Raw genomic sequence first — 13,352 nt, 5'->3', positions numbered from 1 at the left:
GAACGGAATAATATTAGCGAGGCATTATCATAACAGAGATAGTGTGTTGTTTTGCATTGATGATAAAAATGCCGTCTGAAAACTTTCTGTTTTCAGACGGCATGTCTTAATGGCTATTAAATGACTTCAATAGCACATCTTAGTAGCGCAAACGGCGTTTGGCATAGCTTGGTTGGCGAGAACGGTAGGTATAACGGTTCGCCGCAGGAGCTTTACTGTCGTCATAATAGTACGCAACATTATTACCGTTGATGGTCGTATTGTTGACGCTCAAACCGGTTGGAGAGCCGGTAGTAATAACGACATTGTCGCTTTGGATGGTGTTTGCCGTATTGGTTACGTTGGCTTCGTTTTTACCTTTGGCGTTGATGCCGCCGTTTGGTTTGCCTGAAGCGTAGCTGCCGTTGACATTGACGGTCAGATTTTTTTCGTTAACGCTGCTGATCGCGCCGGAAGTATTGACTTTGTTGCCTTCTACTTCAACGGAGTTGTTGGATACCAGGTTGGTACCGTGCAGGTTAACGTCGCCGTTGTTGGCATTGATTTTAATATCGTTGCCGGCCGCTATATTCGCGCCTGTGGCGGTAGAAGAAGCGTTATCGGTTTTGTTGACGCCGACAGAGCCATTGACGTGAGGAACGGCAACACCGGTTTCGACATTGATTGTCGCGCCAGCACCGATACCGACATTAACGGCTGTACCTTGGTTGGAGGCAGTATTGGCTGACTCGGTGAAGGTTACGCCGTTGCCTGCGGTAATGTTGACGTTGTTGTTGGCGGTAATGTTGGATGCGATTTCAGCAGAGTCTTTGGCGTTGATAACAACATTGGTAGCATTCATATCACCTTTGACGGCGGTAGATTCTTTTTTGTTTTCATCAGCATAGTTGACGTTCAGGTTGGCATTCACATCAACGTTTGAACCGTCTTTAGTGTATGCGCCGATAGTCAAAGAAGCGCCGCCTTGTTTGCTGCTGCTGTTGCTGGTGTTGTGGGTGGCAGTGTTGTGGTATGAACCTGCATCAATGTTGATAGCACCGGTAACATCGTATTTTGTACCTTCATCAGACACTTTGTCATTTGCCAAAACGATGGCATTGCCTGCGTTGATGGTGGTTACGGTTGCAGTGGATTCATTGTGGGCCGAAGAGTTGCCTTGACCTTGTGCAGTGATTTCACCGCCGATGCCTTTGTTGGTGCTGATGCCGGCAGAAACGACCAAACCGCCGCCGTTTTGTTTCACATCGGATTTTGCACCGCTGTGTGCCGCAGCATGGGTAACGTTTTTGGCAGCTTCAACCACATTGCCGGTCGCATTAATCACTGTACCTTCTTGATTAATATTGCCGTTGGCAGTGATGGTGGTGTTGCCGCCGGTGTTGATGTTGGATACATGGGATGTATTCGTTACGGTGGTTGCATCTGTTTTGGTGCTGGTAATGCCGACAGATACGCCGACGCCTGCAACGTTATTTTTTTCGTATGCAGTAGCAGATACGCCCAAATCGGTTACGCGGCCGGATTCGGTCACAGTGTTGCTGCCTTTGGATGCAACAATATTGACATCATTGGCTGCGGAAATGTTGACGGATTCTTCGCCGTTGACTTGGCTGCCGCTAACGGTAACGTTTGAGTTTGAAGACAACTGGGTGTTTTTACCGGTCAAAATGCTGCCGTTCAGGCCGACAGAGTGGGTGTCAGTGTGGGTATCGGTGAATTTGATACCTGCTTTGGCAGTCACACTGCCGTTTTCTTTATTGGTTTCGGTGCCAGAGTAGCCTTTGATGGAATACTCGTTGACCTGTTTGTTTTCTACCGCTTTGGCAGCATCAATGGTCAAATCGCCTGCGGAAGACAGTTGCAGTTTTTGTGCCGCAAACAATGCAGAGCCGATCACATTGATGTCTTTGTTGGAAACAACGGTCAGGTCGGCATTGGAAACCAGGGTGGAACCGGTTACTTTTTCAATGCTGCTGTTGCTGCTGGTTTTAGAGGTCGTGATATTGAAAATCGTACCTTTACGCGCGCTTTGTGCGGAAGTATCGGTGCTGGTGGCGTTTTTGATATCAACATTGCCTGCTTTTGAGCTGACGAATGTACCGGCTTGGCCTTCAACGGTACTGCCGTAAACGTTGACGCCGTTTTTTGCACCCAAAACTACGTTTGAGTTGGCAGTAATGCTGCTGCCGTGCAGGTTTTCGGTACGGTTGTTTTGAACTTGGCTTTCACCGCCGAACAGGCCGCCCCAGTATTTTTCTGGTCGTCGAGGCTGTTGGTGTTGATGGTGGTTTGAGTACCCAAGTTGATGTTGTTGACATCGGTAACGACATTGCCGTTTGCCACGATGCTTGCGCCGTAAGTGCTCAAATCGCCTTCGGAAATCAAACCGATATCACCGGCTGCGGAAATTTTGGTTTGATGGGCGGTAGAGTTTTTGGAAGATTTTGTAGCGATACCGGTTTTCAGCGCGGCAGTTTCATTTTTGAAGCTGACATAAGTCGAGCTGCTGTCGGTTTCGCTGTTGCTGCTCAATACAATTCCTTGTTGGGCGGCAATGCGTGCATCGGCAGCCGAATTCAGTTCGGTTGCATCCAATTGGACTTTGCCGGTGGTCGCAATATTGACAGAACCGGCATTGATTTTGGTTTGATGCAGGCTTTCGTCAGTAGAGGAACTCAGGTTGTTGTTGTACCAAAGGCCTTTGCTTTGAGTGTGGTCAGATTCTGTACGGTTGGTTGTTTTTACCGCGTTAGAATTGATATTGCCTGTGGCAGAAGCAGTCAGCGCACCGGCATTGATGTTGGCCGCGCTCAGATTGAGGCTGCCGCTATTGTTCAAAGTCAATGACTCGGATGCATTGATATTGCTGGCGGTAAAGGTTTCAGTTTTGTTGCGGTCTGAACGGAAGTGCTGAACATTTTTTGCCTCTTTGCCGCTGGAAGATTTGTTAGCAGAATGGCTGGTAACCGTGCCTTTGATGTCTGTATCGCGGGCAAACAGTTCCATTTGTGCGCCGGTCAGATTGGCAGACTGGATGCTCAGGTTGCCTTTGCTGTCGATATTCAGGTAGTGGGTGCCGGTAATGGTGGCATTTTGAATGTTTTGTTTGGCGCGTTTGTCAGTCGCGTGGATGCGGATGGTACCGGCGCGCATACTGCCGAAGATATGACCGTCAAGCACCGGCGCATTTGAAGCAGCGTCCAATGCTTCGATTTGTGCGGTTTTGTAGTCGAAGTTGCTTTTGCCTGAAGAAACGTTGATGGCATCGGCGGCATTAACGTTAGCTGATTTGCCGACAACCACTTGCGGCGCGAGCAGGTCAACTACGCGGTTGCCGCTCAAATTGCCGTTTACTTGCAGTTGTTTGCCATTGTCGCTGATATTGAAAGATTTCAACGTGCCGTCTGAAACAGTTGGCGTACCGACAACCAAGGATGTGCGGTTGGCATTCAGGATGCTGCCGCCGTTGTGGGTAATGCCGTTAGGGTTTGCCAAAACATAGTCTGCGGCAATACCGAAGATCTCTTGCTGACCCAAGATCAGGGAAGGGTTTTTGCTGACCACTTCATTCAAGATCACAGATGCAGCCTGACCTTGGAAGTTTTTGTTGGCAGACAGGTTTCCAGCCAGTTGGGATTTACCGGCAGACAGGGCGTTATTCAAAACGGCACCGTGTTGGGAAACGTTGTACTTGTTATATTGGTTGTGAGAAAGACCTTGGGCCGTCGGTGCGGCAATGTTGACGATGTCAACATTGTGTTGCTGCTGTACCGAAGTTTGGCCGATGGCTTCGATATTGGCGGCTACCGCTGCATTTCCCAGGAATGCAAAGCACACGGCGACAGTTACTTTGCCGGAAGCTGAGAGCTTAGGCTGATATAAAGTGTCGATTTTCATGGATTTTAATCCTTATTTATCGTGATGGAGATTGAATCAGAAATCCCATATCGAGTATTGGATTTCTGTTGAGGAAATTTTTGAATGTATTAACATTGTTATGAATTTTTTTACAATCATACCACCAGTATGGCCTTGTGTGCACTATTTCAAATGCAAATAAAAACCGCTCATCTCATTGATATTAATGGAAAATTAATAATGTTAAGATGGGCGGTTTATATATTGGATAAAAGGATATATATTTACATAACTTTAAAATGGAATGCGCAAAGAAACAGTCACATGATCCTGTATTTCGCTGTTTGATTGGTTGGGTATGCGCGCAAAACCTTTGCCGTAGTCGGCAGAAAGCTGCCATTTGTCCGCCTTGCCCAAATTCAAACCTGCAACCACCCCATGGCGCGTTGCGAACCTTCGTTATTGTTTTTGGCAATGCCGATGTCTGCGCCCAGATAAGGCTCGATATAGATACCGTGGGGCGTATTGCGGCGGAAATAAACGGTATTGCTCAACAGGACTGCGCTGTTTGCGCTCAAAGAAATCGAACGGAAACCGCGTACATTTTGATAACCGACGATGTCCATTTCTTTGGTGGCAAACAAATCATGCGGGCTATATTGGGCATCGATTTGGTGATGGTTGCGCACGATCCATTTACCCAATGGACGGTTTTGAATCAAATTGCTTTGCAAGGATACAGAGGTATAGCGCTTGTCGAACGGCGTATGTTCGGTATTTTTCGCAAACCCTTGTTCTACGCCGATATTGTTGAGCCAAATGCCGTTTGGCAGGATGGCTGTATGCGACAGGCCGACTTGTGCCGAATAGATTTCAGGGCTTTGCAATTCCAGTTTGCTGTCGGCAAATTTTGCGGTCTGTTTCACATAATCGATGCCGGCATAGGCGGAGGTAATGTGTTTTTGACTGCGTGAGAATACGCGGTCTGCTTTGATTCCTGCCGCTTTGGATTTGGAGCGGTAGGCATAGCGGGTCACGCTGGGCGTTAAGATGCTTTGCGATTGTGACGCGGCGGCGTAAGTGCTGAATGTCCATGCGCCATAAGGAACTTGGTAGAACATACTGCCGCCGCGACTGTAATGGCTGTCGTGGTTGTTTAGATTGGTATAGCCGTTTAGATAAAGGGAGTCGCTCAATCCCAACGGGCTGCCGATATTCAGGCTGCCGCGCAGTGTCGTGGTATTGGGTTTGCTGCCTTTATTGTCGATGGTGACGCTGCCACCCCAATGTTTTTGGGCATCGTTTTTAAGTTGGATAGAGGCGGTGCCGTCATCATGCGGATAAACATCAATACTGACGTTGTTGCCGACAACATGGTTTACCTGTTCGATACCTTGGTCGAGGTATTGGATGTTCAGTGGTTTGCCTTGATGATTGGGGAAGAGGGTATCAACGTTGACTGTACGGGAGCCTCCGGTAATCTCACGGATTTTGCCTTCGATGACTGCCAATTTTAGGACGCGTTCAGGCGTGGTTTCAAATTTGATTTGCGTGTGCGGATAGCCTTGAGCGATATATTCGGCAACGATGTCCCGGTTCAGTTGGTTGATGCTGTTTTGATTGATGCATTTGGGTAACTTGGCTTCAATTGTTTTGGAATTAATAAGGGTAATGCCGGAAAGTTCGATACCGGTGTAATCCAAGCATTCGGTATTGTTTTCAGACGGCCTCTCTTGTGTAACTGCGTCGTTATCTTGTTTTTTCTGTAAATCCCATGCTGACTGCTCGCGTTTTTGGATTTCAACCGAATGAATCTGGTCAAGATTGTCGCGGAAGTCTTTGTCGAATTGGTTGGGTACGTTTTTATCAATTTGATCAAGCGGATTCGGCGTATTGGCCGCATAGGCGTTCAGCGCGGAGAGAATCAATACGGGCAGGGGGAGAAGGCGGGATTTATACATGGTGTCGTAATTTTATAGGGATAATAATTGGGTTTATTTTATCGAAAATAGCTGCTTGGGCGTATCGGTTTTTATCGTTGTCTGTAATCAGGGTTTATTAAGCAATGATAGGATAAATTTCTATGATGATACCATAAAATATTAAGGGAATTTAAATAACAAAAACCTGCCTTTGAAAAGGCAGGTTTTTTCAGACGGCCTTTGAGCCGTTAAAGATTTTGCAAACGCTCGACAGAAGGCGCGTAGTAGTAAGCACCTGATACGGCTTTAGACAAATATTTCAGCAGTAAGTCGGTTTTGCCGTCTGCATCGCCGAACATATTGAGCAGCTGAACTTCAATATTGTGCAGCGTGTTGCAATAGGAAGTGAACATCAAACCATGTTCGCCGCTGAGTTTGCCGAAGGGCAGGCTGCGGCGGACAATTTTCAAGCCAACGCCGTTTTCTTTGACATTGACGCGGCCGAGATGGGAGTCGGGCAGGCGCACGTCTTTGCTGAATTCGTCATTGGTTTCTTTGCTGCGGCCCACGCTGGCTTCTTGCACGGCAGTAGGGACGGCATCCCATTTTTTCAAATCGTGCAGGTATTTTTGCAGCAAAACATAGCTGCCGCCGGCATCCGGCTTGCCTTCAGGAATGATGGCAACATTGCGTACATTGTCATCGCCCTGCGGATTTTCCGTACCATCGACAAAACCGTCCAAGCCGCGGTCTTCATACAGGCGCAGACCGTGTTCTTCAGTGGCTACGCGAATGCTGTCGCCGAATGCACCTAAAACAGATTGAGCCAAGGCATAGGCGGCTTTTTGCTCGGTGGCTTGAATGTGGATATAGAGGTCGTGTTGGGTGGAAGGGGCAAGGCCGTTGCCCAATTCAGGGAAAGGTTTGATTTCGCTGCCTTCGTCAGTATGGCCGAACGATTGCCATGCGCGGCTGCCGAAGGCAATGGTCAAACCCAAAATATCATTCGGAAAACGGGTTTTCAGTTTAGCCAGAGCCTCCAAAGCAAGACGGCAGGCAGATTTGATGTCTTCGTTGCGGCCGTCTGAAATGTCTGCTTCGATAAAAATACCGGCTTGTGCATGATCAGGAATAATGGCTGATTGGGGATGGCTCATGATGATTCCTTTCAAAATATTATGGGTTTTTACGCGGGGATTATACACTGAAAGTTTCAGACGGCCTAAAATCTGCCTTTTAATTTTTTAGGGCGGAAAGGCATGTTTGGCAAGATGTTTTTTGTGAGCGTCATTCTGTTGCAAGTGTTTACATTCGGGCTCGGGCGTTCGCTGCAATGGCTGTTTGCGCCTTGGATCGGTAAAGTCGGCAGACGTTGGCTGATGGGTATTTCCTATTTCATTACAAACGGCTTGTTGGTCGGCTTGCTGCTGGAGTTGGGACATATAATGTTCCGCGTGGTGGCGTTTTGGATGGTGATCTTGCTGTTTGTGATGTATGCCGCGTTGGCGACATTTATCCTGTATCTTTTGCTGCGCCGTTTTATGGCGCGCCAACCGCTGTCACGAAGCCTGCGGCTGTTTGCGCCTTTGTTTGTAGCCGGTTTGCTCGGTTTTGGGATGTATAACGCCTATACGCCCGTTGTCCGCCATCAAACCGTATTCATCAATAAGAAAATGGATAAGCCGCTGCGTATCGGCGTGGCCAGCGATTTACACTTGGGGATTTTGTTCGGCGCGCGTCAATTGGACAAGCTGACGGACATCATGAAGCGGGAACAAGTTGATATGGTGTTGCTGCCGGGCGATTTGATGGACGATACCGTCGACGCGTACTTGAAAGAAAACATGAAACCGCATTTGCAGAAGCTGACTGCGCCGATGGGCGTTTATGCCACTTTGGGCAATCATGACTGGTTCCGTGATCAGAAGCGTATCAAACATGAATTGGAAGCGGCAGGCTTGACGGTTTTGGCCAATCAGGTTTTGGAAGTGAATGGTGTGTTGCTGGTAGGGCGGAGCGATGATTTGGATCGCAAGCGTCCCAGCGCGGAGCAGCTTTTGGATGGTCAAAATACCGAATTACCGGTTTTATTGATGGATCACCGTCCTACTTCAATCGAAGCCCATGCCCGTCTGCCGATTGATGTGCAGGTCTCCGGCCATGTCCACAACGGCCAAGTTGCACCTGCCAACCTTATTGTCCGTACGCTTTATCGTCTTGCTTACGGTTATGAGGCGATCGGCAACGGCCATTTCTTCACCACTTCGGGCTACGGCTTCTGGGGCATTCCCCTGCGTTTGGGTTCGCAATCAGAAGTGTGGGTTATCGACATCAAGTCAAAGCATTGAAATAGAAATATAAACTTCAGGCCGTCTGAATTTCAGACGGCCTTTTTTATGAAAATTGGGAAAAAATATTGAAATTGGATTATAATCGATGTTAATAAAATCAGCCACCGATATGAGTGGTATCATAACTAGGGAACTCACTATGGGCATTATTAGTCTTGTACTTATCTTCGTATCAATCGCCGCTGTCTTATTGTATTTCAAACAACAGTTGAAAGACCGCAAAAAAGACTGTCGCGAATCCTTTGTCTCTTTGCGCATTGCGCTCGACTGCCGACATCAGGCCGTCCGTCATGTATTGGATGCATACGGCAAACACCTGCAAGAGCAGGGCATTGCATCGGATCAAAACGTTCAGCAGATGTGTGCCGAAGTCGAAACCGCATTGGCGCAAACTGCCAAAACATTTTCCGAATCCAAAATCAAACATCTGTGCGAAGCCGAAACAGCATTGAATCATGCACTGAAAAAATTGCAAACTGCCGTCAAAGGCCTTTTGAAACAGTATCCTGATGAGAAATTGGCCGGTTTGATGGAAATGCTGGATGCAGCAGAGGCGGAAGTCGCATCGGCACGACGCACTTACAACCGCAGAGCCGGCAGCTACAATCATCATTTAAACAAATTGCCCAACCGCCTTGTCGCCAAGCCATTAGGCTTTGACAAGCAGGCAAGATTGGTTCGTTTTACGGAAAACCAAACGCAACGAATGAGCAGCAATATGTTGGCTTAAAAATTAAGCAGTTTGCTAAATAAGCGACAAACAAAAGGCCGTCTGAAATATTAATTTCAGACGGCCTTTTGTTTACTGTTAATGAAAAATACTTAGGCTTTGGCCAATTTATTGAGCAAAGCGGATCAGGCTGTCGGCAAGCTTATCGGCTGCAGTTTCATAACCTTGTGCAGAGAAGTGAACACCGTCTTTGGCTGCCAAGCCTTGCGCCATCCAGTTTTTCATGCTGCATGCCCCTCCCATCGCATCCTGCCAAGACCAGAACATGATTTTTTCGTCACGAGCAACGCGTTGCTGCATTTGTTGTACTTCGCTGAGTAAAACCGGACGGTTGCCGCAGCTACCGTAGGCGGTTTTCAAAGATTCCGGCGCGCCGAGGATCAGAATGCCTGCGTTGGGCAGGGTGTTTTTGATTTGACGGATGTAGTTGCGCCATGTCCGCTCGGTAGAGGAAATATCGAGGTTACCGGAAAAGGCTTCGTTGGTACCGTAGGCAAGGATGATTAAATCGGCTTTGGTTTGCGCCAAATCTTCCCACATGCCCGGCCGCCATTTTGACCATTGGGACAATTGCGCGCCGTTGATGCCCATGGCGGAAACGGTTACGCCGCGTCCGGGGCGTTCGATATTAATGAAACCGATTTGCCAAGGCATGCTGCTGCTGAGTGTCATCGGCAGGGAGGCGTTGGTATGCAACAGTTGCCAGCCGTTTTGCTTGGCCGGGATTTCGCGGCCGTTGACGGTCAGGGTTTGCTCGGACCAAACCGGTTTACCGAAAATGGAGATTTGTTGCGTATCCATGCTGCCGTCGGCTGCGCTTAAGGTAACGCTGCCGCCGTCGGCGCGTGCTTCAATGCCGCCGAAAGAGAAATCGCTGTGTGATTTGCGGCTGCTGATGGTGTTCCAACCGCTGCCGCTGTAACGGACGGTTGCCATGCGCTGGCCTTTGACGGTGTTGGGGTAAACCCAACCGATGCCGCCGTTACCCCATTTTTGTTGCAAACGGCGGCGCAGGCGGTCGGTAAAATAGTCGCCGGCGGTGTGTGAGTCGCCGACTTGAATAATGCGGAATTTGCCGTCTGAAGTGTTGTTGAGTTGTTGCAGTTTGTTCAGCCAGGCAGGGCGGTTGGAGCCGTAGTTGCTTAACAGGCCGTCATTGGTTGCGCAGGCGGTAATAGGGAGTGCAAGAAGCGTGAGGAGTAAGGTTTTATTAAATTTCATGGTTGTGTATCGTGTGTAAAATTAATTTTTTCCATAATTTTTCCGGCCAATAGTTTTTGGCCTTCTGCGGAAAAGTGAATGCCGTCCTTGCTGCGGTAACGGATGATTTTTCCATCTACTTTGACAGAGTCGGCATATTCTTCTGCGCCATTGCTCAACAGTTTGTCAGTTGGCAGCCAGATGGCTTGAGGTGACACTGTACCCGACAGGATTTTGTCGAGGTAGCGCATCTGTTCGTTGAGTTTGGCTTTTTTCATGTAAGGAATGCCCAGCCAAATGACTTGGACATCATGTGCGGAGGCTGCATCAAGAATACGGCGGACGCGGTTGAGGTATTCCGCTTCCCATTCGGGGGTGGCGAACTTCAGGTATTTTTTACCCATCGGGAAATCCCATGGGTCGTTAGGGCCTAAGAATACAACCAAAACGCGGATGTCGGGTTCTTTTTGTAAAGTTTGTTCGATGGTTTTCGGCCAGTCGAAGAAGTTGGGGTAGGACAAGCCGGTGCTTTGTTTGCTGAGGTTGACCGATTGTACGCCATATTCTTGCTTGAGGTGTTTTTGTACAAAAGGTGCAACGCCCTGCATCAGCGAGTCGCCGGCAAAGAAAACTTTGTTACCTTTTTTCAATACGACCTGCGTTGCTGACTGTTCAGCCTGATTGCTTGGCTCGCTGGTGGCGGTATCCGTATTGTTAGCCGCATCGGAAGCAGCAGAGTCTTTTTGATTGTCCGATACTTTAATGTTTTCCGTATTTTCAGACGGCCTTGCTGTTTTAATGTCAGAGTCTTCCGAAGCCAAAGCGTCTTCTGTTTCCAGTGAAGCTTTCAGGCCGTCTGAAAATTCGTAGGCTTTTTGTTGCCAATCTGCACCGATACGCCACCAAGCGTATTCGGATAAAGGCTCAAGCGGACTGTTTTCATGATAGGTCTGCTGCCAATAGGCATTGATGGAGTTTTGGGCAAACCATGTCAGCGCAACCGCACTGAGCAGAATAGAAACAAACAGGGAGATAAAGCGTTTCATGTTCTGCTCCTTAGAAGTTGGCGTAAATAAAGCCGGGAATGCCGGACGGGGCGAAGACGATAATCAGGGCGAGGATAAGCGTGATGGGGATAAACCACAGCCATGCAGGCAGTTTGTCCAAGCCTTTTACCGATGCTTCAAATAAACGAAGCAAATACGGGTATAGTAAAAGCATCAGTGCAAATGTACCCAGCAACATGAGGTCGGTCGGCAGAGGCGCGTTCCAACCTTTGTCATTGGCAAATAATGCGCTGAACAGCATTTCCGTATCGGTAAGCGTTGCGCTGTTGAACACGACAAAAGCGAAACAAACGAAATGGAAGGTAAACAGCCAGGCAAGCAGTTTGCCGATTTTCAGACGGCCTAAGGCATTACGGCCGACGATTTTATCGCCGCAGTTAAGGAATACTAAAGCCGCACCATGCAGCGCGCCCCAAATCAAAAAGCTCCAGCCGTAGCCATGCCAAATGCCGGAAAGTAACATGGCAATCATCAGATTGAGCTGGGTGCGTCCGAAGCCTTTTTTGCTGCCTCCCAAAGGAATATAGATATAGTCGCGAATCCAAGTGGACAGGCTGATGTGCCACCTGTCCCAGAAGTCGCGGATGTTGATGGCGCGAAGCGGCGCGGCAAAGTTTTTCGGCAGCTGGAAGCCGAGCAGCATAGCCAGACCGATGACTAAATCCGAGTAGCCGGAAAAGTCGAAAAAGAGTTGGAAGGTGTAACCATAAATCGCAGACAACACGCCCCAGCCGTCGAACTGGGCCGGATTTTCAAAAACAGGCGATACCCAGCCTTCCGCCAATACGCCGGCAAGCCACCACTTTTTGGCGATGCCCAACACAATCAGGCCGACCGCCAACGCCGGATAAATCAGCTGGCGTGCCTGTTTGGTGCGGATTTGCGCCAATGCGCCCACTTGTTCGCCGTCTATGCTTTTAAAAGCGGCCGCACGGATAATCGGGCCGGATGTGATTGTGGGGAAGAAGCTCAGATGCAGTAGGAGCTCGTGCCATTCAAAACGGTCTCCCTTAGGCTCGCGGTAGCAATACACCAAGTAAGCCAGCGATTGGAAAGTGTAATAAGACAAACCCAAAGGCAAAAGGATGTCGATGACGGCGCTTTGCCCCGTATATTGCTGAATAATCGGGCGGAAAAAGTCGAAGTATTTGAAGAAACACAAAACAGTCAATGCCACCGAAATACCGCAACCCAGCCAAAATTTGCGGATATTCTCGTTTTCAGAAAACATCAGCACGCTGACCAGGTAAACCACAGACGAGTAAACCAAAATCAGCGCGGCAAAAATAGGGTCGATACGGTAAAGCCAGCCCAGTCCGGCAACCAAAAGTAAAACGTTTTGAACTTGCGGCAAACGTGCAAATGCCCAGTACAGCGGCAAAAATGCGATAAAGAATACCGCAAACTCAATAGACAGCAACGGCATGACAATTCCTTGATGTGTTTAAACTTTCAAACTTTTCGATTGATTGTTATTTTTTGGCGTTAAGTTTTGCACGGATGACTTCGACTACCGCGGGTAAAATCGAAATCACGATGATTGCCGCCATGACTAAGCCCAGATTGTTTTTGACGACGGGGATGTTGGCGAAGAAGTAGCCTGCATAGGAAAACGACAATACCCACAACACTGCGCCGATAATGTTGTAACGGATAAACGTGCCGTAGTGCATATCGCCCATGCCTGCGACAAATGGTGCAAACGTCCGCACAATCGGCACAAAGCGGGCAATGATGATGGTTTTGCCGCCGTGTTTTTCATAAAACGCATGGGTTTTTTCCAAATACGAACGTCGGAAAATTTTGGAATTCGGGTTGGCAAACAGTTTTTGTCCAAAATACTTGCCAATCATAAAGTTGGCCGCATCGCCTAAAATGGCGGCCGCCAAGAGCAGCAATACCATGACGTGGATGTTCATGCCGCCGATGGCTGCAATACCGCCGGCAGCAAACAGCAGCGAGTCGCCGGGCAAAAATGGCGTTACGACCAAACCGGTTTCGCAGAAAATCACAACAAACAAAATCGCGTAAATCCACGGGCCGTATTGGGTGGAGAGGTGGACAAGGTGTTGGTCGATATGGAGGATGAAATCAATAAGGGTAGAAATCACTAAGGTTCCCCAAATAAAAAGGCCGTCTGAAAAAGAACAGACAAATGTTTCGGCGAGAAGTTCGACATTGTAAAACCAAAGCGGAATAAAACCAATGCCGTAAGCGCGTCAAG

General features: G+C 48.4%; 11 protein-coding genes. 2 read left to right on the top strand and 9 right to left on the bottom strand.

Features of this window, described 5'->3' with window-relative positions:
• Nucleotides 1–139: 139 nt before the first annotated feature.
• From KCG55_RS00285 to KCG55_RS00270, 5 genes are all read right to left on the bottom strand, one after another.
• Entirely contained in the window at nucleotides 140–2,179 is a 2,040-nt protein-coding gene (locus tag KCG55_RS00285) for a beta strand repeat-containing protein (RefSeq protein ID WP_254323609.1), read from the bottom strand.
• Nucleotides 2,158–3,897, bottom strand: a complete 1,740-nt coding sequence (locus KCG55_RS00280) for a filamentous hemagglutinin N-terminal domain-containing protein (protein WP_254323042.1) — start codon at nucleotides 3,895–3,897, stop codon at nucleotides 2,158–2,160. Before KCG55_RS00280 ends, KCG55_RS00285 begins: the two co-directional genes overlap by 22 nt.
• Nucleotides 3,898–4,152: 255 nt before the next feature.
• Nucleotides 4,153–4,281, bottom strand: coding sequence for a hypothetical protein (locus tag KCG55_RS10560; RefSeq protein ID WP_283255523.1), 129 nt, complete (start codon nucleotides 4,279–4,281; stop codon nucleotides 4,153–4,155).
• On the bottom strand, nucleotides 4,278–5,819 hold the full coding sequence (locus KCG55_RS00275; protein ID WP_254323041.1) for a ShlB/FhaC/HecB family hemolysin secretion/activation protein: 1,542 nt from the start codon (nucleotides 5,817–5,819) through the stop codon (nucleotides 4,278–4,280). The genes KCG55_RS10560 and KCG55_RS00275 overlap by 4 nt, the downstream gene beginning before the upstream one ends.
• Before the next feature lie 209 nt (nucleotides 5,820–6,028).
• A complete protein-coding gene (locus KCG55_RS00270; protein ID WP_254323040.1) occupies nucleotides 6,029–6,937 on the bottom strand; it encodes a Dyp-type peroxidase in 909 nt (302 codons plus the stop codon).
• Between the two features lie 102 nt (nucleotides 6,938–7,039).
• Here KCG55_RS00270 and KCG55_RS00265 point away from each other — a divergent pair, with 102 nt between their 5' ends.
• Entirely contained in the window at nucleotides 7,040–8,128 is a 1,089-nt protein-coding gene (locus tag KCG55_RS00265; protein ID WP_254323039.1) for a metallophosphoesterase, read from the top strand.
• A gap of 142 nt (nucleotides 8,129–8,270) precedes the next feature.
• Entirely contained in the window at nucleotides 8,271–8,861 is a 591-nt protein-coding gene (locus tag KCG55_RS00260) for a LemA family protein (RefSeq protein WP_254323038.1), read from the top strand.
• Between the two features lie 108 nt (nucleotides 8,862–8,969).
• Here the strand turns inward: KCG55_RS00260 and KCG55_RS00255 are convergent, their stop codons facing one another.
• The 4 genes from KCG55_RS00255 to KCG55_RS00240 are packed head-to-tail and all read right to left on the bottom strand — an operon-like array spanning nucleotide 8,970 to nucleotide 13,239.
• Nucleotides 8,970–10,082, bottom strand: coding sequence for an SGNH/GDSL hydrolase family protein (locus KCG55_RS00255; RefSeq protein ID WP_254323037.1), 1,113 nt, complete (start codon nucleotides 10,080–10,082; stop codon nucleotides 8,970–8,972).
• The gene (gene patB / locus KCG55_RS00250; RefSeq protein ID WP_254323036.1) at nucleotides 10,079–11,107 is read right to left on the bottom strand and encodes a peptidoglycan O-acetyltransferase PatB; all 1,029 of its coding nucleotides are present in this window, start codon (nucleotides 11,105–11,107) and stop codon (nucleotides 10,079–10,081) included. The genes KCG55_RS00255 and patB overlap by 4 nt, the downstream gene beginning before the upstream one ends.
• Nucleotides 11,108–11,117: 10 nt before the next feature.
• Nucleotides 11,118–12,554: an MBOAT family O-acyltransferase gene (locus KCG55_RS00245; protein WP_254323035.1), complete on the bottom strand. Its 1,437-nt coding sequence runs from the start codon at nucleotides 12,552–12,554 to the stop codon at nucleotides 11,118–11,120.
• A gap of 46 nt (nucleotides 12,555–12,600) precedes the next feature.
• Nucleotides 12,601–13,239 carry a DedA family protein gene (locus KCG55_RS00240; protein WP_250579494.1) on the bottom strand — a complete coding sequence of 213 codons (639 nt, stop codon included), beginning with the start codon at nucleotides 13,237–13,239 and terminating at the stop codon, nucleotides 12,601–12,603.
• Nucleotides 13,240–13,352: the final 113 nt, after the last annotated feature.

The organism is Neisseria subflava (genome assembly GCF_024205745.1).
GTDB lineage: Bacteria > Pseudomonadota > Gammaproteobacteria > Burkholderiales > Neisseriaceae > Neisseria > Neisseria flavescens_B.
Note: the sequence above shows the minus strand (reverse complement) of the source record. Positions and strands in the feature narration are given on the sequence as shown.

Excerpts from the sequence above, each read along its gene's own strand:
- KCG55_RS00275 (WP_254323041.1), bottom strand. The coding sequence starts at position 5,819 with ATGTATAAATCCCGCCTTCTCCCCCTGCCCGTATTGATTCTCTCCGCG.
- KCG55_RS00270 (WP_254323040.1), bottom strand. The coding sequence starts at position 6,937 with ATGAGCCATCCCCAATCAGCCATTATTCCTGATCATGCACAAGCCGGT.
- patB (WP_254323036.1), bottom strand. The coding sequence starts at position 11,107 with ATGAAACGCTTTATCTCCCTGTTTGTTTCTATTCTGCTCAGTGCGGTT.
- KCG55_RS00245 (WP_254323035.1), bottom strand. The coding sequence starts at position 12,554 with ATGCCGTTGCTGTCTATTGAGTTTGCGGTATTCTTTATCGCATTTTTG.
- KCG55_RS00280 (WP_254323042.1), bottom strand. The coding sequence starts at position 3,897 with ATGAAAATCGACACTTTATATCAGCCTAAGCTCTCAGCTTCCGGCAAA.
- KCG55_RS00255 (WP_254323037.1), bottom strand. The coding sequence starts at position 10,082 with ATGAAATTTAATAAAACCTTACTCCTCACGCTTCTTGCACTCCCTATT.
- KCG55_RS00265 (WP_254323039.1), top strand. The coding sequence starts at position 7,040 with ATGTTTGGCAAGATGTTTTTTGTGAGCGTCATTCTGTTGCAAGTGTTT.
- KCG55_RS00260 (WP_254323038.1), top strand. The coding sequence starts at position 8,271 with ATGGGCATTATTAGTCTTGTACTTATCTTCGTATCAATCGCCGCTGTC.